Here is a 23021-nt window from a genome sequence, read left to right as displayed (position 1 = left end):
GAGCCCTATGATCGACATCACCCTAGAAAATTTTGAAGCTGAAGTTCTCCAGGCTTCCATGCAGGCGCCCGTTCTGCTCGATATCTGGGCGACCTGGTGTGGCCCATGCAAGCAACTGGGCCCCGTGCTGGAGCAGCTAGAAACCGACTATGCCGGGCGCTTTGTGTTGGCCAAATTGGATGCTGACAAGGTGCCGCAGATTGCTGGGCAACTGTCGCAGATGTTTGGGGTGCGCAGCATTCCGTTCTGTGTCTTGTTTTACGAGGGCCAGCCTGTCGATGGCTTTGTGGGTGCCTTGCCTGCTGCGGAAGTGCGTGAATTCCTAGATCGCCACCTGTCCAACGCCAAGCCGGTGCAAGCCGAAGCGGTTGCTCCACAAACTCCTGCACCCGAGCAACCAGAGGGTGCCCAAGCAGCCCAAGACCGTTTGGCAGATGCCTTGGCAGCCGATCCCGGCAATAACGATTTGCGTTTCGATTACGTCAAAGGGCTGATCGGTTCTGGTCAACTCAACGAGGCTGCGGCTGCTTTGGCCCCTGCAATGGCACAAATTCCGGTAGAGCTGCGCTTTGAGGCACTGAACCAATGGCTCAATGCACTGGAGTTTGTCGCCAACGATCCACGGGGCCGTTGGTCGATGGCACAGTTTGATGAGCTGTTGACCGATAACCGGCGTGACTTTGCCACCCGCTTTGCCAAGAGCCGCCTGCTCATTGCCCAAGGCGAATGGCCGTTGGCTATGGATGAATTGCTCGAAATCATCCAACGCGACAAAAAATGGGATGACGAAGCGCCACGCAAAACCTATGTTGCCCTGTTGGAGTTGCTCACGCCCCCGCGCCCCAAGCCAAGCACCGATGCGTCAGGCAAGTCGGCAACCGGCATTGCGCTTGCGGGCAAGGCGGCCTTGCAAGAAGACCCTCAAGCCATGTTGGTGTCTACTTATCGTCGCAGACTCAGCATGGCGCTGAACTGAGCGTAGATTTAAAGGGTGCAGGCCACAGCGTGGGGTGTGGTCTCGATGGCCGTTTGACGGATGGCGGCCAGCAACGTGGCTGGAGGTTGTGCCCCCGACAATGCTTGGGCACGGTTGAACACAAAAAAGGGCACGCCGGGCACCTCCACCTGCTCTGGCAGTCCTTGGTTGTTGGCAATCCAGTCTTGCAACGCCCGTGTGTCCAGACTGAATTCGGTGGCAATGCTCAGTAGCGTGGGCCACTGGCCGATGTGCTCACCACGCTGGAAAAACGCAGAGAAAAGCCGCTCCATCAGTGCGTCCAGCTGGGCTGGGGCCAGATGTTGGGCGGCATAGGCCAGCAGTTGATGGCCTGGCGCAGTGTTGGGAATGCGGGTGATGCGCTCGAAGTGAATCTCCACACCGGCACGGGCTGCGGCCTCGCGCACTTGCGCTTGGCGCGTGTGTACCATGGCCGCGCTGCCCAAGCGGCGCAGGTAGAACGCAGGGTAGTCCCACCCCTCATCGGGCACCCCAGCAACCAATTGCACGGCATGCCATTGCACAGTCACTTGCAGGTCTGGTTCTTCAGCTTGCGCCTGTGCCAGAGCTTGGCGCAGGTGCTGTTTGCCGATCAAACACCACGGGCAGATGAGGTCAGAGTAGACATCGATATGCACTTGCCGGGGCATGGTGTGGCTCCTGCCTCAGGCCGTCAGTCGGGCCAGAGCTTCGCGGTATTTGGCCGCCGTTTTTTCAATCACGTCTTGGGGCAGACGGGGGGCTGGGGCTGTTTTGTTCCACGCTTGGCCATCTACTTGGGCCTGTTCCAGCCAATCGCGTACAAACTGCTTATCGTAGCTGGGTGGGTTTTGGCCTGCGGCCAGCGCAGCCTCATAGCCTTCCACAGGCCAGTAGCGGGAGCTGTCAGGCGTCAGCACCTCGTCCATCAGTACCAAGGTGCCATCGGAGGTCAGGCCAAATTCAAATTTGGTGTCGGCAATGATCATGCCTTTTTGCAGCGCCATCTCCGCAGCCTCTTGGTACAAACGGATGGCCGTGTCGCGGATTTGTGCCGCCAGCTTCTCTCCCACCATCTCTACCGTGCGTTCGTAGGTGATGTTTTCGTCATGGTCACCCATCTCGGCCTTGGCGGCAGGGGTGTAAATAGGCTGGGGCAGCTTGGCGGCATTGCTCAAGCCTGCTGGCAGTGGCACGCCACATACCGATTGTGATTCTTGGTATTCCTTCCAGCCACTGCCTGCCAGATAGCCGCGCACCACCGCCTCAATCAGCACGGGTTGCAGGCGCTGCACCAGCATGGAGCGGCCTTGCACTTGGGGCACTTCTTCGGGCGTGACAACAGACTCGGGGGCTTGGCCGGTCAGGTGGTTGGGGCAGATGTGGCCCAGTTTGTCAAACCAAAACAGTGCCATCTGCGTCAGCAGTTCACCCTTGCCAGGAATGGGCTCGCCCATGATGACGTCAAAGGCGGACAGACGGTCAGAGGCCACCATCAAGATGCGGTCATCGCCCACGGCGTAGTTGTCACGCACTTTGCCGCGTGCCAGCAAGGGCAACGAGGTCAATGCGGAGGTGTGCAGGGCAGAGGGGCTGGACTGGGTCATGGTGTCGGGGAGATGAAAAACAGGAAGTGCCTAGGATGGCGCGAGGCAGCCCGACGCAAGGCTGCTGGCTGCAAGAGCGATTTTAGGCCGCAGCAGCCCAAGGGTACGGTCACTGGGTTTTGCAGGAGAACCCAACATTGTCCGTGGTTTTGGAGGCAGTGGCGACAAGGGGTTTTCACCCCCTGATTCAGTGCGGTGTATGCGTTGCTTTTCTGTGGGCACGGGCGCATAGTCGGTCTACGTTGGAAGATTTTCACGGGCTGCATCCACAGTGTTTGGGCGGCCTTTCCCACAGCGAACGCAGGAGACAGTATGAATTTGACGATCAGCGGTCACCATCTGGACGTGACACCTTCGTTGCGGACTTATGTCAAGTCCAAGCTGGAGAGAATCACGCGCCATTTCGATCAGGTGGTGGGTGTCAAGGTGCTCTTGTCCGTGGAAAAACAAAAGGAGAAAGAAAAGCGCCAGCGGGCCGAGTGCAATATCCACGTCAAAGGCAATGATTTGTTTGCCGAGTCGTCACACGAAGACCTGTACGCTGCGGTAGATGATCTGGTCAACAAGCTCGATCGCCAAGTGGTGCGGCACAAAAACCGCCTGCAAGACCACCATTCTGATGCGCGGCGCCGCCCAGGCGCATGATGCTGGTGGGGCAGTCTCTGGCGGGGTTGCTTCCCCGCCCTTTCTTGGTCGCCCTAGAGTGGTTTTCGTGTGCTGCAGGACAAGTTGTAAATGCTTGTGTAAGCGGGTGCATAATCTGCGCCAAACCATGAACCGACTTTCCTCCATCCTGCCTGCCGCGCAAGTTCTTGTGGGCGTTGACGCCACCAGCAAAAAGCGCGCCTTTGAAGAAGCTGGGCTGTTGTTTGAAAGCCTGCACGGCCTCTCGCGTGCGCTGATCACCGACAGTCTGTTTGCCCGCGAGCGTCTGGGCTCTACTGGCCTGGGCCACGGTGTTGCCATTCCACATGGTCGTATCAAGGGACTCAAGTCCCCGATGGCGGCGGTGTTTCAGTTGGCACACCCTATTGGCTTTGATGCCCCCGATGAGCAGCCTGTGGGTTTGCTCATTTTCCTGTTGGTGCCCGAGGCAGCCACACAAAAGCACCTCGAAATCCTGTCGGAGATTGCCGAACTGCTCAGCGATGGCAGTTTGCGTGAGACCATCAAGTCCTGCACCGATGCGGTGGAGTTGCACGGTCTGATTGCACGCTGGCAATCCACCCAAGCCGCCTGACAAGTTCGGAGCTGTACCGTGAAACACAACGTGGTCAGCGCCGATGCCCTGTTTGAGGAGTTTCGCACGCTCCTCAAGTGGGAGTGGGTGGCTGGGCTGGGTGCCTCCGAGCGGCGCTTTGATGAGTTGGCCGTGCGTTCGGCCCGATCTGGCGCCGATTTGGTGGGCTATCTCAACTACATACACCCCTATCGTGTGCAGATCTTGGGCGAGCGTGAAATTGCTTACCTGACCAACGCGACCACCGAAGACTGCAAGCGCCGTATTGCCCGCATCGTCACCTTGGAGCCGCCGGTGCTGATCTTGGCCGACGGCCAAGGCCCACCAGAGGGGCTGCTGCAAATGTGCGAGCGGGCGCAGATTCCGATGTTTGCCACCCACGAGTCGTCAGCCTTTGTGATTGACGTGTTGCGGGCCTATCTGTCCAAGCACTTTGCCGACCGCACCACGGTGCATGGCGTGTTTATGGATATTTTGGGGCTGGGGGTGCTGATCACTGGGGAGTCTGGCCTGGGCAAGAGCGAGTTGGCGCTGGAGTTGATCTCGCGCGGCAACGGCTTGGTGGCCGACGATGCTGTCGATCTTTACCGCATCAACCAAACCACCATCGAGGGGCGTTGCCCCGAACTACTGCAAAACCTACTGGAAGTGCGCGGCATTGGTCTGCTGGATATACGGGCCATTTTTGGCGAGACGGCAGTGCGCTGCAAGATGCGTCTGCGCCTGATCGTCCATTTGGTGCGCAAAGAGACTATGGAGCGCGACTACGAGCGCATGCCCTATGAGCCTTTGACGCAAGACGTGTTGGGCGTCCCCATTCTCAAGGTCATCATCCAGGTGGTGGCAGGGCGCAACATTGCGGTGCTGGTCGAGGCCGCAGTGCGCAACACCATTCTCAACCTGCGGGGCATCGACACTTACCAAGAATTTGTCGAACGCCACCGCCGGGCCATGGATCAAGGCCTTTAGCCTCTAGCGTCTCAACACTGGTCGCAGCGGTCGCACACAGCCCGCTGGGTTACGCACTGTGCGCATTCACCATACAGGGCCATGGCGTGGTCGTGTACCAGCCAGCCCTTGCTTTTGGCAATGGCCTGTTGGCGTTTTTCGATTTCGGCATCGTAAAACTCTTCCACCTTGCCACAATGGGTGCAAACAAAGTGATCGTGGTGCTGGCCCTGATCGAGTTCATAAACCGCCTTGCCGCTCTCAAAGTTGCTGCGCATCAGCAGACCAGCTTGTTCAAATTGCGTCAGCACCCGGTAGACCGTGGCCAGGCCTACATCGGAGCGTTCTTCCAGCAGCACCCGAAACACATCTTCGGCTGTCATGTGGCGTTGGGTACCCTTCTGAAAAATTTCCAAAATTTTCAGGCGGGGCAGGGTGGCTTTGAGTCCGGTACTCTTGAGTTCGTCGATATTTGTCATGACAAGGGCATGGGTGAAAAATTTTTCGGCTGCCAGGGGTGCCAGAAGCCTGTGGGCCAGCCGCTACAATGAATTGATCGATCATAGTCCTATGCTTTTGTCCATGCCCGTCCAAGTCCATTGCAGTGCCCGTCTGGGGCTTATCCTGTTGTGGGGCGCCAGTTTGGCCGCCTGCGGCAGTCTTGACGGAACCGGAGAGCGTCTGGCCAGCGTGGTCACGCCATACCGGGTTGATGTAGTGCAGGGCAATTTTGTCTCGCGCGAGCAGGTAGAGGCGTTGCAGCCCGGTATGGGCCGCCAGCAGGTGCGCGATATTTTGGGTACACCCCTGGTCACTAGCCTCTTTCATGCCGACCGTTGGGAGTATGTGTTTACCCTGCGTCGCCCTGGTGTAGAAGCACAAACCCGCAAACTCACAGTGTTTTTCAAGGAAGACACCCTATTGCGCTTTGAAGGGGACGAAATGCCCTCTGAGAGCGAATTTGTCGCTACCTTGGGCAACCGCAAAAAAGCCCCAGAGGTGCCGGTGCTGGAGGCCACGCCAGAACAGCTGGCCCGTTATCCTGCCCGCCCCAAGGCCGATACGGCAGTGCCAGCGGCCCCTGCCCGCACCAGCTATCCTCCGCTGGAGACACCCGAGCGTTGAAGCCATCGTTTTTTGGGTGCCATCGTGCTGTTGTTGCGGTGCTGGTGCCTGCTGTAGTTTTCTCCCGTAATTCAGGAATGGCATGACCACCTCCCTTTCCCCCCGTTCTGCCACCTTTCGCGTGGCTGTTGCCGGCGCCAGTGGCCGCATGGGCCGCATGTTGATCGAAGCTATCAGTGCCAGTGACGACTGCGTACTCACGGGCGCCCTCGACATTGCCGCTAGCCCCAGCGTTGGCTCCGATGCCACAGCCTTTTTAGGCCATGCCAGCGGTGTGCCCATCACTGCCGATATCTGTGCTGGGCTGCAAAATGCCGATGCACTGATCGACTTTACCCGCCCTGATGGCACACTGGCCCATTTGCGTATGTGCGCCGAGCTGGGTGTCAAAGCCGTGGTGGGCACCACAGGATTTACAGAAGAGCAAAAGGCCGAAATCGCTGCCCTGTCCCAGCGCACGGCCATCATGTTGGCACCCAATATGAGTGTGGGTGTTAATGTCACACTGAAATTGCTCGAAATGGCGGCCAAGGCACTGGCTACCGGATACGACATCGAGATCATTGAGGCCCACCACCGCCACAAGGTGGATGCCCCCTCCGGCACGGCCCTCAAGATGGGCGAAGTGGTTGCCAAGGCCATAGGCCGAGATTTGAAAGACTGTGCCGTTTATGCCCGCGAAGGCGTGACTGGCGAGCGCGATCCCTCCAGCATTGGTTTTGCCACCATTCGCGGTGGTGACATCGTGGGCGATCACACGGTGCTGTTTGCGGGTACTGGCGAACGCATCGAAATCACACACAAGTCCTCCAGCCGCACCACCTATGCCCAGGGCAGTTTGCGTGCGGTACGATTTTTGCAAGACCAGAAGGTTGGCCTGTTCGACATGTTCGACGTGCTGGGCCTGAACTGAGCACTCTTTGTTCATGGATGCGCTGCACTGGTTGCGTCAAGGCGACTTTGTTACTCAAGGCACGGCAGCCCTGTTGCTGTTGATGTCGGTGGCAAGTTGGGTGGTCATTGTCTGGAAAAGTTGGCTGATGCACCGCGCCCGTACCGATGTAGCGCGTGGCGTGGCCGCCTTTTGGTTGGCCCCCACTTGGCCGGTGGCCCGCCAACAAATTGCCACCCTAGACCGTGAAGGCTTGGTGTTGCCCTTGGTGGAGGCTGCCGATGCGTTGGCGCAACCCCCCGATGGCAGCATTACTTTGGCCCAAGCAGGTAGCGCCAGCCAACAGCTCACACGCGTGTTGCGCAATGCCCTGCACTTGGTGTTGGGCAAACTGCAATGGGGGCAAGTGCTGTTGGCCACCATTGGTTCCACCGCACCGTTTGTTGGTTTGTTAGGCACGGTCTGGGGTATTTACCATGCACTCACGGCCATTGCCAGTGCTGGACAAATCAGCATCGACAAAGTGGCTGGGCCAGTGGGCGAGGCGTTGGTCATGACCGCCGCAGGACTGGCCGTGGCCATTCCTGCAGTATTGGCCTACAACATCTTTGGCCGTCTGTTGGGGCGTATCGAGGCCGATTTGGAAGGCTTTGCCCGCGATTTGCGCGAACTGGTGGTGGATGCCTCTCCTGTCATTCCCGCCAAACCGTTGGCTAAACCAGCGTGGATACCGAAGTCGGCACCGTCGCCTGTTCCTCCTCCTGCACCTGACTCTGCCTGAGCTTACCCAAGGAGCGAACCATCATGGCCTTTGGCCGTCTCGAACGCCATAGCGCGCCTCAGCCGATCAGTGAAATCAACATGACGCCATTGATCGATGTCATGTTGGTGCTGGTGGTCATTTTCATTCTCACAGCCCCCTTATTGGCTCACAGCATCCGGCTGGAGTTGCCTCGCACGGAGGGTGCTGTGCCGGGCACAGCGCCTCAGTCCGTGATGGTGGTGCTGAACAAAGCCGGTCTGGTGTTTGTGGATGACCAACCCTTGGCCGCAGCAGCCTTGGCAGAGAAACTGCGCGCGGTGGCCGCCACGCAGCCCGATACCGAGGTGCAATTGCGCGCCGACGCCTCGGTGCCCTATGGCCGTGTGGTAGAGGTGATGGGCCAGGCCCATCAAGCCGGGCTCCGGCGCATCGGCTTTGTGGCCGAGCCTGCTGCACAGCCCTGAAATCGTAGGCGCTGCTATGCCAGCGCCTAAAATCCCTGCCAGCGCAGCGCCCAGCCGCTGCATCCGACCGCTTTTCCCGATTTTCCTCTCCATGCAAGACAAATACCAACACACCGAGGTTGAAAGCGCCGCGCAGGCCCATTGGGCTGCCCACGATGCTTATCGTGTTACGGAAGACCAGAGCAAGAAGAAGTTCTACGCTTGCTCTATGTTGCCCTACCCTAGCGGCAAACTGCACATGGGGCATGTGCGCAACTACACCATCAACGATATGCTGACGCGCCAGTTGCGCATGAGCGGCTACAACGTTTTGATGCCGATGGGTTGGGATGCTTTTGGCCTACCTGCTGAAAATGCCGCGCTGAAAAACGGTGTGCCACCAGCACAATGGACGTACGACAACATCGCCTACATGAAAAAGCAAATGCAGGCGATGGGCTTGGCCATCGATTGGAGCCGCGAGGTGGCTACCTGCGACCCCGACTATTACCAATGGAACCAGTGGCTGTTCCTGAAAATGCTGGAAAAAGGCATTGCCTACCGCAAAACCCAGGTGGTCAACTGGGATCCAGTGGATCAAACCGTGCTAGCCAATGAGCAGGTGATTGATGGCCGGGGCTGGCGCACTGGCGCTTTGGTAGAAAAGCGCGAAATTCCGGGCTACTACCTCAAAATTACCGACTACGCCCCAGAATTGCTGGACTTTGTGACGGGCGACAAACTACCCGGTTGGCCCGAGCGCGTCAAGCTGATGCAAGAAAACTGGATTGGCAAGTCTGAAGGGGTGCGCTTTGCCTTTCCGCACGACATTCTGGGTGAAGATGGCACGTTGATTGGCGATGGCAAACTCTATGTGTTTACCACCCGTGCCGACACCATTATGGGTGTCACGTTCTGTGCAGTGGCCCCTGAGCATCCGCTGGCCCTACATGCCGCACGTACCAACCACCATCTGGCCGAATTCATAGAGGAATGCAAAAAGGGTGGCACCACAGAGGCCGAACTGGCTACCCAAGAAAAGAAGGGCATGTCCACCGGACTGTTTGTCAACCACCCCATCACCGGAGAGCCGGTGGAGGTCTGGGTTGGCAACTACGTGCTGATGGGTTATGGCGATGGCGCAGTAATGGGTGTGCCAGCCCACGATGAGCGAGACTTTGCCTTCGCCCTGAAATACGGGCTGGAAATTTTGCAAGTGGTGCAGGTCGATGGCGAAGCCGATTTCGATTTCGAACGCTGGCAAGACTGGTATGCCGACAAGCAACGTGGTGTGACGGTCAACTCCGACAATTTCAGTGGATTGACCTACAAAGAGGCTGTGACTGCCGTAGCCCATGCACTCGAAAAACTGGGCTTGGGCGAGAAAAAAACCACTTGGCGTTTGCGCGACTGGGGCATCAGCCGTCAGCGTTACTGGGGTACCCCCATTCCCATCATCCACTGCCCAGAGCATGGCGCGGTGCCGGTGCCCGAAAAAGACCTGCCCGTGGTGCTACCGCAAGATTGCATCCCCGATGGTTCGGGCAACCCGCTGCACAAGCACGAAGGCTTCCATGCGGGTGTGACTTGCCCGGTCTGCGGCCAAGCTGCACGGCGTGAAACCGACACCATGGATACCTTTGTCGATAGCTCGTGGTATTTCATGCGCTATTGCGATTCCCAAAACAGCGAAAAAATGGTCGCTGAAGGTGCGGATTACTGGATGCCCATGGATCAGTACATCGGTGGCATTGAGCACGCCATCTTGCACCTGTTGTACGCCCGCTTTTGGACGAAGGTCATGCGTGATCTGGGCTTGGTCAAGGTCGATGAGCCGTTCACTAAGCTGCTCACCCAGGGGATGGTGCTCAACCATATCTATAGCCGTCGCACAGACAAGGGGGCCAAGGAGTATTTCTGGCCGCACGATGTGGAGCATGTGCTCGATGATGCGGGCAAAATCATGGGTGCCAAGCTGAAAAACGCTGTGGGTGATTTACCAGTGGGTACGCCGATTGACTACGAGGGCGTGGGCACCATGTCCAAGTCCAAGAACAATGGCATTGACCCACAAGAGTTGATCGAAAAATACGGTGCCGATACTGCACGCCTGTACACCATGTTCACCGCTCCACCTGAGGCTACGCTGGAGTGGAACGATGCCGCCGTGGAGGGGAGCTACCGCTTCTTGCGCCGGGTCTGGAACTTTGGCGTCAAACTCTCAACGCTAGATGCCGTGGCCGCCAACGCCAGTGTGGCCGGTGCTGCCAGCCTGAAAGACGTGGCCTTTGGCAAAGAAGCCAAGGCACTGCGCCTAGAGGTTCACAGCGTGCTCAAGCAGGTGGATTACGACTACCAGCGTATGCAGTACAACACCGTGGTCTCGGGCACTATGAAAATGCTCAACGCCTTGGAAGATTTCAAGGCGCTGGACTGCCCCGGTGCCCATGTTGCACTGATTGAAGGCTTTGGTATTTTGCTGCGCTGCCTCTATCCGGCTACGCCGCACATCAGCCATGCGCTCTGGACGCAATTGGGTTATGCCGCCCACTTGGGCGATTTGCTCGATGCCGCTTGGCCCCAGGTGGATGCACAGGCACTGGTGCAAGACGAGATTGAGCTGATGCTGCAAGTCAATGGCAAGCTGCGCGGCTCTATCTTTGTGCCTGCACAGGCCGACAAGGCACAGATTGAAGCCGTGGCACTGGCCCACGAGGCCTTTCTCAAGCAGGCCAATGGTGCTGCTGCCAAGAAGGTGATTGTGGTGCCAGGCCGTTTGGTTAACGTGGTGGTTTGAGGCATGGCACATCCTGCTCCTGCTGCTGAAGGCCGCTGGTCTCGGCGGGCTTGGCTGGCTCTGCTGCCCGCTTCGCTGGCGCTGTCGGCCTGTGGTTTTCGGCTGCGGGGTGTGCCGCAGTTTGCCTTTCAGTCCCTCTATATCGCGGCACCCACTACATCGCCATTGGCGCGCGAGTTGCAACGCACCTTGGATGGGTCAACCACCGCCTTGCAGGTGTGGCGCGAACCCGCCCGGTTGCCGCAAGCGCAGGTGGTGTTTGAGCTGCTGCAAGAACAGAACGAACGCAGCGTGGTGGGCCTGAACGCTTCGGGACAGGTGCGCGAGTTGCAATTGCGCTTGCGTATCAAGTTTCGCTTGCGCACGCAAAAGGGTGAGGAACTGCTGGAGCCGACCGAGTTGCTGCAAACCCGCGACATCAGCTACAGCGAAACTATTGCCTTGGCTAAAGAGGCCGAAGAGGCACTGCTGCAACGCAATATGCAGACCGATTTGGTGCAGCAACTGCTGCGCCGCTTGGCCGCAGTGCGTTTGCCGTAGTGCCCCCACTGTCTCATGCACATTGCCTTGACCCAACTGGCGGCCCATCTGCACAAAGGGCTGCGTCCGCTTTACACCTTGCATGGCGATGAGCCATTGCTCCAACAAGAAGCGGCCGACACTGTCCGGGCGGCAGCGCGGGCTCAGGGCTATACCGAGCGCAGCACCTTCACTGTAGCCGGTGCCCATTTCGATTGGAGTGCTGTGTTGGCCGCCGGTGGCAGTTTGAGCCTGTTTGCCGACAAGCAAATCATCGAAATCCGCATCCCCTCAGGCAAGCCAGGCAAAGAGGGCAGTGCCGCGCTGCAACAGTTGGCCGAGGCTGCTGTGGGCAACGAGGGTGCATTGACACTGGTTTTGTTGCCGCGTTTAGACAAAGCCACCAAAACGGGCGCTTGGTTTGCGGCACTAGAGAGCCACGGCGTTACGGTACAGATCGACCCAGTAGAGCGGGCTGCCTTGCCACAATGGATTGCCCAGCGGCTGGCAGCCCAAAGCCAGCAGGTGGTGGACGGAGAAGAGGGCCAACGCACCTTGGCCTTTTTTGCCGACAGGGTGGAGGGCAATTTGCTGGCAGCGCACCAAGAAATCCAGAAACTGGCCCTGCTTTATCCCCCAGGACAACTGCACTGGGAACAGGTGGAGGCAGCCGTGCTCAACGTGGCCCGCTACGATGTGTTCAAGCTGTCAGAAGCCGTGTTGTCTGGCCAATTGCTGCGTGTGCAGCGCATGTTAGACGGCCTTGAGGCCGAGGGTGAAGCTGCTGTGCTGGTGCATTGGGCGCTGGCCGAAGACATCCGCACCCTCAAGCGCGTCAAGGATGCTGTTACCGCAGGCCGCCCTTTGCCAATGGCATTGCGTGAACAACGTGTTTGGGGGGCTAAGGAGCGCCTGTTTGAGCGCATTGTGCCCCGCACCACCGATGCGGCGCTGGCCCGGTTGCTGCAATCAGCACACAAGGTCGATGGCATCGTCAAGGGCTTGTCGGTGCCCGATTGGCCGCAACAGCCGTGGCAGGCCTTGCAGCGCCTGGCCTTACAGTTGGGCAAGCTGGCGTTGGCAGCGCGTTGAAACGGGGCGAGGCTTTTTACCAAGGCCCATCAATGGTCGCTGGCATTCATGATGGGAATCGTGCCTGCCGTGCGTTGGCCCTTTGATGCCATCGAGTATTCGCGTTTTGTGAATGCAGTCCCCATCAGCGCAGAGAGCGCAGGGCCATTTTTCTCTATGCGCGTTTTGAACAAAAACTCAAAAAGCTCGTGGAACCAGACTTTACGGCCTATCTGGGTGTACCAACGCATGGCATGTCTGTAACGGGCCTCTGGATGAAAGAGCATTCTGTAAAGCACACGCGGCCTGGCTTGCATCAACACTTCAATGGTTTTGAACCACATAAAAACCCGCCACACGGGCACGTTCTCTGCTTCCAAGACTTGGTGTTTGTAATCCCATTTGGTGGTGTCTTTTTGTACTACCCGCCGATGCTCAACAGACTCATAAAACGGAGTCCACCGGTGTGGTGTGGCATAAAGTAGTTGTACCTGATCCGGGTCGTAAGAAAGCAGATGTCTGTAGGAGTGCCAATAATCAATATCACGCTCTTCATGAAAGCCCAGTACGTAAGTCGCCATCGAGATAATGCCGTGTTTACGCAATAATTGGATCGCCTCTCTGTCTTCGGACATGCTGGCCCCTTTGCGAATGTGGGCAAGGGTTGTCTCGTTGTATGTCTCAATACCCAAAAGAAATCGAACAACGCCAGCCTGTTTGTACAGGTGAAGAATATCCTTGTCTCTGACAATATCCCCTGCCCTGGTAGAGCCTACCAACAGCAAGGGAACATCTTCAGCAATCAAGGCTTCCAAAAAAGTTTTCCATGCCTTTCTGGAGCCAGTAGGGAGTTCATCTGCAAAATTGATCAACTCTACCCCTTCTTCCCGATACAGCCGTCCCAGCTCTTGGGCAAACTTTTGCGGGTCTCGATGGCGCCATTTGCTCCAGAAGCCCCGTTGCCCACAATAGCTGCAAAGATACGGACAGCCCCTTGAGAATTGCACGACCACTGCGCGCTTTCCTCCCCAGTAGGAGTAGTCCTTGTGGTCAATCAGTTCCCATCCAACACGAAATTGATCCAGCTGGTCTATCACCTTTGCGGGCGGTGTTGCTTGGGTGCGGCCGTTCTCACGAAAAACGATGCCAGCCACTTCAGATAAAGTTTGCCCCACCTCCAGCGCCCGTACCAGTTCTCGTGTGGTTTTCTCCCCTTCGCCTCTGACAATGATATCGATGGCTGGTGCTTCCAGCATGATTTCATCCCAGTGGTATGTAGGATGCACCCCACCATAAATAATAATCAATTGTGGCTGGTATTCTTTTATTTTTTGACAAATTTTCAAAACGGTGGAGTGAACGGAGCCAGACCCTGAGTGACCCAACATCAATACATCAGGGGCGTTGGTGAGTATGGTAGACACCATTTCTTCTATGGTCAATAATTCCCTATCTGCATCTACCAAACAAACCGTGTGACCATCATCGATTAAAGGGCCACCCACCGAGAGCAATCCTAAAGGTGGCAGATGCTCTCCAGGAATACGACTTCCTATCGCAGTATGGGGTGGATTCAATAATATGATTTTCATGTGCAATACACGGGCAGAGAGGGCTCACTAACAAGCCCACGGGGAGTAGAAGGCGTCTTCTATTGGAATGCCAGATTAACATCGATGCCCATCCAAAAACCACCTACATCCGAAACAGTCGTCACAAAAGTGCGTGAGGCACACCACCCTCGTGCAAAACAAGATCGCATCGAAAAGCCGAAGACCCTAAGCGACGGGAATAGCAAGGTGGGCCAGTTTGCCCGTTGCAGCATTTGCGCCACATCGGGTGCTTGCTGGCCCTGCCTGCTGTGTGTTTCCTCTGAGTTTCGGTTGCCTACAGCGGCGCTTCTGCCAGAATCTGTTTCCATGAACGCCCTTGATGTCACCGAAATCATGCAGACCCTCGGTTTGCAAGCCAAAACCGCTTCTGCCCTGATGGCCAAGGCTCCGGCAGCAGCCAAGAACAAGGCTTTGTTGGTCTTGGCCCGTCTGCTGCGTGAGCAAACGGATGCCTTGCAGACCGATAACAGCCGTGATCTGGAGCGCGCCCGCGCCGCAGGGCTGGCCGAGCCTATGGTAGATCGCCTCAAGCTCACCCCCAAGGTGTTAGAAACCTGCGCCCAAGGTTGTGAGCAATTGGCCGCTATGCCCGACGTGATTGGCGAAGTCCTGGGCATGAAGCAGCAGCCCAGCGGTATCCGTGTGGGTCAAATGCGGGTGCCTATTGGTGTTTTTGGCATGATTTACGAGAGCCGCCCCAACGTCACGATCGAGGCCGCCAGCCTCAGCATCAAAAGTGGCAATGCCTGCATTTTGCGCGGCGGCTCCGAGGCGATCGACTCCAACAAAGCCTTGGCCCGTTTGGTGGTGCAGGCGCTGCAAGAGGCAGGCCTGCCCGAACATGCCGTGCAACTGGTGCCCACCACCGACCGCGAGGCCGTAGGCCAACTCATCGCCATGCCACAGTTTGTCGATGTCATCATCCCACGCGGGGGCAAAGGCTTGATTGAGCGCATCAGCCGTGATGCCAAGGTGCCCGTCATCAAGCACTTGGATGGCAATTGCCACACCTATGTGGACGACAGTGCCGATTTAGTCATGGCCCTGCGCGTGGTCGATAACGCCAAAACGCAAAAATACAGCCCTTGCAATGCCACCGAGAGTCTGCTGGTCGCCCGCAGCATCGCGGCCCAGTTTCTGCCACAAATTGGAGCAGTGTTTGCCGCCAAGGGGGTAGAGATGCGCTGCTGCCCCGAAGCTTTGGCCCTGTTGCAGGGGGTCGCGGGTGCTACTTTGGTGCCTGCCACCGAGCAAGATTGGAGCGAAGAATATTTGGCACCCATCATCAGCATCAAGCTGGTGTCTGGGGTTGATGAGGCCATCGCCCACATCAACCAGTATTCCAGCCAGCACACCGAGGCCATCCTGACCACCAACCACATCCATGCCCAGCGTTTTCTGCGCGAAGTCGATTCCAGCAGTGTCATGGTCAATGCCAGCACCCGTTTTGCCGATGGCTTTGAATACGGTTTGGGCGCCGAAATCGGTATCAGCACCGACAAATTCCATGCCCGTGGCCCAGTAGGGATTGAGGGGCTGACTTCGCTCAAGTACATCGTGCTGGGCGAAGGCGAGGTGCGCAGCTGAACAAGCGATTGCGGTTGTGAAAATCATCATCTTGGGCGCGGGGCGCGTCGGTCAAAGCGTGGCCGATAGTTTGGTCTCTGAGCGCAATGACATCACCGTCATTGATACCAATGCCCAGCGTCTGCGCGAGTTGGAGGCCCGGTTTGACCTGCGCGGCGTTGTGGGCAGTGGTATCAATCCCAGCGTATTGGCAGAGGCCGGTGCCCAAGACACCGACTTGTTGATTGCTTGTGCCACCCAAGACGAAACCAATTTGGTCGCTTGCAAGGTGGCGCAACTGTTGTTCAATGTTCCCGCGCGTATTGCGCGGGTGCGCTCCTCCGGTTTTGACCCCGGCGGCATTTTGGCCGGGCCAGAGGGTTTTGCCGTCAATGTCATCTGTCCGGAAGCATCGCTGACCCGCTACATTGCCAAGTTGATTGAATACCCTGAGGCCATGCAGGTGCGCGAGTTTGCCGGGGGGCGGGCCTGTCTGGTCTCTACCCGTGCCATGCTAGGGGCACCTATGGTAGGGCAGACCATTGCGCAGGTGCGCGTAGCCACCCCCGATGTGGCTATGCGTTTGGTGGCTATTTACCGGCGCTTTCCTGAGGAGCCAGACCGCTTTGTTCCCTGTGGTGGCAACACCCGGATTGAGCCAGGCGATGAGGTGTTTGTGCTGGCAGCGCGTGAGCACATTTCCTTTGTCTTGGCCGCTTTGCACCGGCGTCCACACCAGCCAGCACGCCCAGTGCGCCGTGTCATGGTGGCTGGGGGCGGTGATGTGGGTCTGCGTCTGGCACAGGAATTGGGGAGTCAGCCTGGGCGGTTTCATGTCAAGTTGGTGGAGGGCCATCCTGAACGTTGTATTGCCCTGGCATCTACCTTGCCTGGCGATGTGTTGGTTTTGCAGGGCGATGCCACCGATGAAGACTTGCTCGAGGCCGAAAACATTGAGGAGGTCGATTTCTTTTTGGCCCTGACCGACGATGATGAGAACAACATCATGTCCAGCCTGCTGGCTAAGCGGTTGGGCGCACGTCGCGTACTGTCGTTGATTACCCGTCGCAGCTACGCTGACCTGATGCACGGCACCGAAATCGATATTGCCTTGTCCCCTGCCCAAGCCATGCTGGGGGAGCTACTGGCCCATGTGCGCCAAGGCGATGTGCAGGCGGTGCATAGCCTGCGCCGGGGCGTGGCCGAGGCACTAGAAATTGTGGCCCGTGGTGACCGCAAAAGCTCCAGAGTCGTGGGGCGCAAGGTCAGTGACCTGTCTTTGCCAGAAAACGTCCATATGGGCCTGATTGTGCGTGGTTTACACGGGCCAGAAGATGCACCACAACCCGCTGGATTGCCCCAAGTGGTGATTCCGCACAGCCATACTGTCATCGAAAGCAATGACCATGTGGTGTTTTTCTTGCCCAATAAACGGTTGGTGCGAGACGTGGAAAAACTTTTTCGTGTCAGTGCCACCTTTTTCTGATGGCATTGGCCACGGTCTGCTGCCATGACAGATGTGCTTGCCGTTCTGCGTGTGTTGGGCATGTTGCTGATGCTCTTTGCCTTGGCTATGGGGGTGCCACTGGCCGTGTCATGGTGGATGCAGGATGGCATCTGGCCGGTGTACCCGGTCTCCATGGCCTTTACCTTGTTGGTAGGGGGCACCCTGGTCGTAGCTTTGCGTCGTTACCAACGTGAATTGCAACCCCGCCACGGCGTCATGCTGGTCACGATGGTTTGGGTGTTGTTGCCTCTGTTTGCTACCTTGCCACTGCTGTTGGCCTATGACCAAATAGGCCGTTCTCTGAGTTTCACCCACGCTTATTTTGAGACGGTGTCTGGGCTGACTACCAGCGGTTCCACAGTCCTTCCCAGCCTCGACACCTTGCCAGTGTCTGTGAATGTTTGGCGCACCTTTCTGCAATGGCTGGGGGGCATGGGCATTCTGATTTTGGCCGTAGCCGTGTTACCTATGCTTGGGGTAGGCGGTGCGCAACTGTTCAAGGCCGAGGCGGCTGGCCCGATCAAAGACACCAAGCTTACCCCGCGCATGACGGAAACAGCCAAAGGGCTCTGGGGTGTTTACGCCTTGTTTTCGTTGGCTTGTGTTGTCGCCTATTGGTTGGTAGGCATGTCGCCTGTCGATGCGCTCATGCATATGTTTGCCACGGTCAGCTTAGGTGGCATGTCTTCCCACGATGCCAGTTTGGGTTATTTTCAATCGATGTGGCTGGAGTTGGTGGCACTGGTTTTTATGCTGTTGGCCAGCTGCAACTTCGCTCTGTATTTTGTTGCCCTGCGTAAAGGGCACTGGCGTGGCTTTTGGCGCGATCCAGAAATGCAAGCCACCTTGGTGGCACTGTTGGGTGGCGGTGTGCTGGTAGCGCTGTTGCTGTGGGCCAAAAATGTGTACGGCCCCTTAGATGCCTTGCGCCACGGTGTTTTTCATGTGGTTTCGGTGGCTACCACCACGGGCTTTGCCACGGTGGACTATCTGCACTGGCCCGTACTGGCCCCTGTTTTCATGCTCATGCTCTCCGGTGTAGCCACCAGTGCCGGCTCTACAGGGGGAGGCATCAAGATGGTGCGTATGCTCATTTTGGTAAAGCAGGCCCGGCGTGAAATGACCCGCTTAGTGCATCCCCATGCAGTGCAGCCGGTGCGTTTGGGGGGGGCGGTTGTTGAAAGTGGCGCCATTTTCTCCATCATGGCTTTCATGTTGGTTTATGGTGGCACTGTCATCGTCTTGAGCATGGTGCTATTGCTCACGGATCTCGACCCGATCACCGCCATCAGTGCGGCCATCGCCAGCGTCAACTGTGTAGGCCCTGGCATGGGGGGAGTTGGCCCTTCAGGCAACTACACCACCCTGACAGATTTTCAGCTCTGGGTTTGTACTTTGGGCATGTTGCTCGGGCGGTTGGAGATTCTCAGTTTTATGGCTTTGCTGACCCCCGCTTTCTGGCGTCGATAAGTCTGTCAGAAACCGCCGGTCAACTCCCTACAATGGTGCGCAACTGTCTTTCAAGGGCAACCTATGGTTCCGCACCTCATCACCGCCCTCACCGGGCCTATCAACGAACTCGAACAGCGCATTATTGATTCAATGCCTGCTACCGAGCGATGGTTTCGCCTGGAGTGGATGGAGCACACTCCACCTTTCTATACCTCGGTTGATATCCGCAACGCCGGATTCAAATTGGCGCCTGTAGATACCAATCTGTTTCCGGGGGGGTGGAATCACCTCACCCCCGAAATGCTCCCGCTGGCTGTGCAGGCTGCTATGGCAGCCATCGAGAAAATCTGTCCCGAAGCGCGCAACCTGCTCATCGTGCCTGAGAACCACACGCGCAACAGCTTTTATCTGAGCAATTTGGCACAGCTCCAGCGCATCTTCAATATGGCTGGGTTGCATGTTCGCATTGGCTCCATCAGTCCTGACGTCAAGAAACCCTTGGTGATGGACTTGCCCAATGGCGAGTCGATTACGCTGGAGCCATTGTTGCGTGAGCGCGGTCGTATTGGGTTAAAAAACTTCGATCCCTGCACCATCTTGCTCAACAATGACCTGTCGGCAGGCGTGCCCGGTATTTTGGAAGACCTGCATGCACAATATTTGCTGCCACCCCTGCATGCAGGTTGGAGTGTGCGTCGCAAGAGCAAGCACTTTCGCAGCTATGAAGAGGTCACCAAACGCTTTGGCAAGGTGCTTGGCATTGATCCTTGGCTGATCAACCCCTTGTTTGGCAAGTGCAGTGATGTGGATCTCACCAGCAGCACTGGCTTGGAGCAATTACAAACCCAGGTCGATACATTGCTGGGCAAAATTCGACGCAAGTACAAAGAGTACGGCATCAACGAAAAGCCCTTCGTTGTTGTCAAGGCAGACAACGGCACCCACGGTATGGGTGTGATGACGGTGCGCGACGCCAAAGAGCTGGCAGCACTGCAACCCCAGACACTGGCATCGATGGCGGTCAGCAAGGATGGGCAAACGGTTCATGATGCACTGATCCAAGAAGGTGTGCTCACCCAAGAGCGAGTCCATGAAGCTGTAGCGGAGCCAGTGGTCTATATGGTCGATCGCTACGTGGTCGGTGGTTTCTATCGCATCCATGCCGATCGTGGCAGCGATGAAAACCTCAATGCACCCGGCGCTGGTTTTGTCCCCTTGGCCTTTCACCACAGCACGCAACTACCCCAGCCCGGTGCGCGTCCTGGGGCCAGCGCCCCCAACCGCTTCTACATGTACGGTGTGGTCGCACGTTTGGCCATGCTGGCAGCCAGTTACGAACTCGAAGCCACTGATCCCAACGCTGAAGTCTACGATTAAGCCACTGGGGCCGTGGCGCCTTGGCAACAGGCGGGCGTTTTCTGCTGGCAAGTCACAACAGCCAGCGCACAATCCCAGTCTCCCGTTCAAGGGTGGCCTATGCCCGACAGGGTGCAACGCTCGGACTATTTCCTGTGCAAAACTCCAAATCTTCCCTTGGTGCGCTGATGCTGGGTGCTGTTGGTGTCGTCTATGGCGACATCGGTACCAGTGTCCTGTATTCAGTCAAAGAGGTCTTTGGCTCCGGTCATGTCCCCTTCACCCCCGACAACGTGCATGGCATCTTGTCCATCTTCTTCTGGACACTGACCGTCATCGTTTCATTGAAGTATGTTGCTCTGGTCTTGAGGGCCGACAACCACGGTGAAGGGGGGCTGGTGGCCATGTTGGCGCTGGCCTCCCAAACCGTCAAAGACCAGCCCCGCTTGCGCCATGTACTCTTGCTGGTGGGCATCTTTGGTACCTGCCTTTTCTATGGCGACGGCGTGATCACCCCAGCCATTACGGTGCTGGGTGCGATGGAGGGATTAGAAGTCATCTCTCCCACCTTCAAAAAAGCCGTGGTTCCTCTGACCTTGGTCATCCTGCTACTGCTGTTCATGGTGCAAAAGCGCGGCAGTGCCAGCATTGGGCGCTTCTTTGGCCCCATCATGGTGGCATGGTTCATTGTGATTGCGGCGTTGGGTATCCTTCACATCGTTGGTAATCCAGGTATTTTGTGGGCCATCAGTCCGCACTACGCAATAGGATTCATGTGGGCGCAGCCAGGCACCACATTCATTATTCTGGGGGCCGTAGTGTTGTGCGTCACTGGGGGCGAGGCCTTGTATGCCGACATGGGCCATTTTGGCCGACGTCCTATCCGTATGACTTGGTTCACCATCGTCATGCCAGCACTCACCCTCAATTACTTTGGACAGGGTGCGCTGCTTCTCAAAGAGCCTGAGGCCGTAAAAAACCCCTTCTTCATGATGGCCCCTGAATGGGCCTTGCTGCCCTTGGTGCTGCTGGCCACCATGGCTGCGGTGATTGCCTCACAAGCCTTGATTTCTGGTGCCTTCAGCGTCACCAAACAGGTCATTCAGCTGGGTTACCTGCCCCGTCTGCGCGTACTGCACACCAGTGTCCAAGAGGCCGGTCAAATTTACCTGCCCTTTGTCAATTGGGGGTTGTTTGTCCTCATCGTGTTGGCTGTAGGCATGTTCAAGTCCTCCAGTGCTTTGGCATCCGCCTATGGCATTGCCGTCACCACCGATATGCTCATCACCACCGTGTTGACTTTCTTTGTCATTCGCAACGCTTGGCATTTGCCCTTGTGGTTGTGTGTGGGAGCCACGGCTTTCTTCTTCGGTGTGGACTTTGCTTTCTGGGCTTCCAATCTGCTCAAACTATTTGATGGCGGCTGGTTCCCGCTGGTCATTGCTGGGGCCATTTTCATCGTCATGCAGACATGGAAAGAAGGTCGCCGCCTCTTGCACGAGGCCATGCAAAGTGATGCCATTGCGCTGTCAGATTTTCTGGCCGCAGTGTTTGTCAATCCTCCTGTGCGCGTGGCTGGCACAGCAGTTTTCCTGACTGCCGACCCCAATACCGTACCGAATGCCTTGCTGCACAACCTCAAGCACAACAAGGTGCTGCATGCGCAAAACCTGTTTGTTACTGTGCGCCATCACGAAGTGCCTTGGGTGGCCAATGAAGAGCGCGTGGAAATGTCCACCTTGGGCAACGACTGCTGGCAGGTTGTGATTCATTACGGCTTTATGGACAACCCCAATGTGCCACTCGCACTGGAACAGTTGGGCGCCTTGGGCTGCACCCTTGAGCCGATGGCGACCAGCTACTTCTTGTCGCGTGACACCGTCATCCCTACCTCTGGGGGGGGCATGGTGGCGTGGCGTGAAAAACTGTTTGCACAGATGCACCACAATGCCAGTGGTGCCGCCGACTTCTTGCATCTACCCAGCAATGCTGTGGTGGAATTGGGCTCCAAGATTGCTATTTGAGTACGCCATCCCATGAACATCCTGTTTGTTGCCGACCCGCTGGAGTCCTTTGTAACCTACAAAGACACCACCTTTGCCATCATGCGCGAGGCACAGCGCCGTGGTCATCAGATCGCGGCATGCCAGCCCCGACAGGTGCGTTGGTTGCGTGGCTCGCCAGTGCAGGCCCAAGTGCGTGACATCACGCTCACAGGCAGTTTGCAAGATTGGTTCCATGTGCAACAGGAACGCACGGTTGCTTTGGCCGATTTTGACGTGGTGCTAATGCGCAAGGATCCTCCCTTCGACAGCGAGTATTTCTATACCACGCATCTGTTAGAACAGGCTGAGCGTGACGGTGCCCGTGTATTCAACAAGCCCCAAGCCCTGCGCAACCATCCAGAAAAGCTGGCCATCTTGGAGTTTCCGCAATTGATCGGCCCAACGCTGGTCACACGCAACGCTGATGATGTGCGTCAGTTCCACACTGAACACCAAGACATCATCCTCAAGCCTTTGGATGGCATGGGTGGCATGGGCATCTTCCGTGTTGGGCCAGATGGTATGAATCTAGGCAGCATTATCGAAACCCTCAACCAAGAGGGTGCACAAACCCTGATGGTGCAAAAGTTTCTGCCCGCCATCGCACAAGGGGACAAGCGGGTACTGGTCATTGGCGGCAAGCCCGTGCCTTTCTGTTTGGCACGTATCCCCCAAGGAGGCGAAGTGCGTGGCAACTTAGCTGCTGGTGGCAAAGGAGTAGCCCAGCCACTGTCTGCCCGTGATTGGGAAATTGCCAATACCTTGGCACCTATTCTCTACAGCCGAGGACTATTGTTAGCTGGCATCGATGTCATTGGTGATTGCGTTACAGAGATCAACGTCACCAGCCCTACCTGTTTTCAAGAAATCCAACAGCAAACAGGCTGTGATGTGCCGGGGCTGTTTGTGGACGCACTAGAACAAGCTCTATCTCTTTAGCCGACCAAGACATGCTCCCTCGTTCTGAGGCTAAATTGGTGCTACAATGCGCCCCTTGCTGCCGATAAGGACCAGTTGTTCACACAACCAACCCATCAGCAACAACTTGAACTCCCCACGGTTTAAGCAGTAGTCGCAAAGATTTCTCAAGTTTTCTTGCCA

21 protein-coding genes are annotated in these 23021 nt (G+C 57.0%); 17 read left to right on the top strand and 4 right to left on the bottom strand.

The genetic code is table 11. The annotated features are described in order from the left end of the window. Window positions 1-7: 7 nt before the first annotated feature. Window positions 8-976 (top strand): tetratricopeptide repeat protein, encoded by a 969-nt coding sequence (locus tag ACFO6X_RS14120; protein ID WP_382434207.1) that lies wholly within the window; start codon window positions 8-10, stop codon window positions 974-976. 8 nt (window positions 977-984) lie between these two features. On the opposite strand, the gene ACFO6X_RS14115 is transcribed toward ACFO6X_RS14120, so the two are convergent. Next, window positions 985-1647 (bottom strand): DsbA family oxidoreductase, encoded by a 663-nt coding sequence (locus ACFO6X_RS14115; RefSeq protein WP_382434204.1) that lies wholly within the window; start codon window positions 1645-1647, stop codon window positions 985-987. A gap of 15 nt (window positions 1648-1662) precedes the next feature. After that, window positions 1663-2583 carry a phosphoribosylaminoimidazolesuccinocarboxamide synthase gene (locus ACFO6X_RS14110; RefSeq protein ID WP_382434201.1) on the bottom strand — a complete coding sequence of 307 codons (921 nt, stop codon included), beginning with the start codon at window positions 2581-2583 and terminating at the stop codon, window positions 1663-1665. 312 nt (window positions 2584-2895) lie between these two features. Here ACFO6X_RS14110 and hpf point away from each other — a divergent pair, with 312 nt between their 5' ends. From hpf to hprK, 3 genes are all read left to right on the top strand, one after another. Continuing rightward, entirely contained in the window at window positions 2896-3228 is a 333-nt protein-coding gene (gene hpf / locus ACFO6X_RS14105; RefSeq protein ID WP_382434199.1) for a ribosome hibernation-promoting factor, HPF/YfiA family, read from the top strand. Window positions 3229-3355: 127 nt separating this feature from the next. Next, window positions 3356-3823 carry a PTS sugar transporter subunit IIA gene (locus ACFO6X_RS14100; protein ID WP_382434197.1) on the top strand — a complete coding sequence of 156 codons (468 nt, stop codon included), beginning with the start codon at window positions 3356-3358 and terminating at the stop codon, window positions 3821-3823. Between the two features lie 18 nt (window positions 3824-3841). After that, window positions 3842-4792: an HPr(Ser) kinase/phosphatase gene (hprK, locus tag ACFO6X_RS14095; RefSeq protein WP_382434194.1), complete on the top strand. Its 951-nt coding sequence runs from the start codon at window positions 3842-3844 to the stop codon at window positions 4790-4792. Window positions 4793-4803: 11 nt separating this feature from the next. Here hprK and fur read toward each other — a convergent pair whose 3' ends face one another. Beyond that, a complete protein-coding gene (gene fur / locus ACFO6X_RS14090) occupies window positions 4804-5250 on the bottom strand; it encodes a ferric iron uptake transcriptional regulator (protein WP_382434192.1) in 447 nt (148 codons plus the stop codon). A 103-nt stretch (window positions 5251-5353) separates the two neighbouring features. Between fur and ACFO6X_RS14085 the strand changes: the two genes are divergently transcribed. From ACFO6X_RS14085 to holA, 7 genes are all read left to right on the top strand, one after another. Continuing rightward, the gene (locus ACFO6X_RS14085) at window positions 5354-5896 is read left to right on the top strand and encodes an outer membrane protein assembly factor BamE (protein ID WP_382434383.1); all 543 of its coding nucleotides are present in this window, start codon (window positions 5354-5356) and stop codon (window positions 5894-5896) included. 82 nt (window positions 5897-5978) lie between these two features. After that, window positions 5979-6809, top strand: a complete 831-nt coding sequence (dapB, locus tag ACFO6X_RS14080) for a 4-hydroxy-tetrahydrodipicolinate reductase (protein ID WP_382434190.1) — start codon at window positions 5979-5981, stop codon at window positions 6807-6809. A gap of 13 nt (window positions 6810-6822) precedes the next feature. Then, entirely contained in the window at window positions 6823-7569 is a 747-nt protein-coding gene (locus ACFO6X_RS14075) for a MotA/TolQ/ExbB proton channel family protein (RefSeq protein WP_382434188.1), read from the top strand. Window positions 7570-7592: 23 nt separating this feature from the next. Then, window positions 7593-8015: an ExbD/TolR family protein gene (locus tag ACFO6X_RS14070; protein ID WP_382434186.1), complete on the top strand. Its 423-nt coding sequence runs from the start codon at window positions 7593-7595 to the stop codon at window positions 8013-8015. A gap of 91 nt (window positions 8016-8106) precedes the next feature. Next, window positions 8107-10791 (top strand): leucine--tRNA ligase, encoded by a 2685-nt coding sequence (gene leuS / locus ACFO6X_RS14065; protein ID WP_382434180.1) that lies wholly within the window; start codon window positions 8107-8109, stop codon window positions 10789-10791. 3 nt (window positions 10792-10794) lie between these two features. Further along, window positions 10795-11331 carry an LPS-assembly lipoprotein LptE gene (locus ACFO6X_RS14060; protein ID WP_382434177.1) on the top strand — a complete coding sequence of 179 codons (537 nt, stop codon included), beginning with the start codon at window positions 10795-10797 and terminating at the stop codon, window positions 11329-11331. Window positions 11332-11346: 15 nt separating this feature from the next. After that, entirely contained in the window at window positions 11347-12402 is a 1056-nt protein-coding gene (holA, locus tag ACFO6X_RS14055) for a DNA polymerase III subunit delta (protein WP_382434174.1), read from the top strand. Between the two features lie 29 nt (window positions 12403-12431). Here the strand turns inward: holA and bchE are convergent, their stop codons facing one another. Continuing rightward, window positions 12432-13973 carry a magnesium-protoporphyrin IX monomethyl ester anaerobic oxidative cyclase gene (bchE, locus tag ACFO6X_RS14050; RefSeq protein WP_382434172.1) on the bottom strand — a complete coding sequence of 514 codons (1542 nt, stop codon included), beginning with the start codon at window positions 13971-13973 and terminating at the stop codon, window positions 12432-12434. A gap of 327 nt (window positions 13974-14300) precedes the next feature. On the opposite strand from bchE, the gene ACFO6X_RS14045 reads away from it, so the two are divergent. The 6 genes from ACFO6X_RS14045 to gshB all read left to right on the top strand — a co-directional run bounded on the left by ACFO6X_RS14045 (window position 14301) and on the right by gshB (window position 22859). After that, on the top strand, window positions 14301-15581 hold the full coding sequence (locus ACFO6X_RS14045) for a glutamate-5-semialdehyde dehydrogenase (protein WP_382434163.1): 1281 nt from the start codon (window positions 14301-14303) through the stop codon (window positions 15579-15581). 16 nt (window positions 15582-15597) lie between these two features. Continuing rightward, on the top strand, window positions 15598-17046 hold the full coding sequence (gene trkA / locus ACFO6X_RS14040; protein WP_382434161.1) for a Trk system potassium transporter TrkA: 1449 nt from the start codon (window positions 15598-15600) through the stop codon (window positions 17044-17046). Between the two features lie 24 nt (window positions 17047-17070). Continuing rightward, window positions 17071-18537, top strand: coding sequence for a TrkH family potassium uptake protein (locus tag ACFO6X_RS14035; protein WP_382434158.1), 1467 nt, complete (start codon window positions 17071-17073; stop codon window positions 18535-18537). A 63-nt stretch (window positions 18538-18600) separates the two neighbouring features. Beyond that, complete coding sequence (gene gshA / locus ACFO6X_RS14030) at window positions 18601-19896, top strand: glutamate--cysteine ligase (RefSeq protein WP_382434152.1); 1296 nt, start codon at window positions 18601-18603, stop codon at window positions 19894-19896. Between the two features lie 134 nt (window positions 19897-20030). Continuing rightward, window positions 20031-21899: a potassium transporter Kup gene (locus tag ACFO6X_RS14025; protein WP_382434149.1), complete on the top strand. Its 1869-nt coding sequence runs from the start codon at window positions 20031-20033 to the stop codon at window positions 21897-21899. 12 nt (window positions 21900-21911) lie between these two features. Further along, the gene (gshB, locus tag ACFO6X_RS14020) at window positions 21912-22859 is read left to right on the top strand and encodes a glutathione synthase (RefSeq protein WP_382434146.1); all 948 of its coding nucleotides are present in this window, start codon (window positions 21912-21914) and stop codon (window positions 22857-22859) included. Window positions 22860-23021 lie beyond the last annotated feature (162 nt).

This window comes from Giesbergeria sinuosa (assembly GCF_042652905.1).
Taxonomy (GTDB): domain Bacteria; phylum Pseudomonadota; class Gammaproteobacteria; order Burkholderiales; family Burkholderiaceae_C; genus Simplicispira; species Simplicispira sinuosa.
The sequence above is the reverse complement of the archived record's forward strand: the minus strand, read 5'-3'. Positions and strand labels throughout refer to the sequence as shown.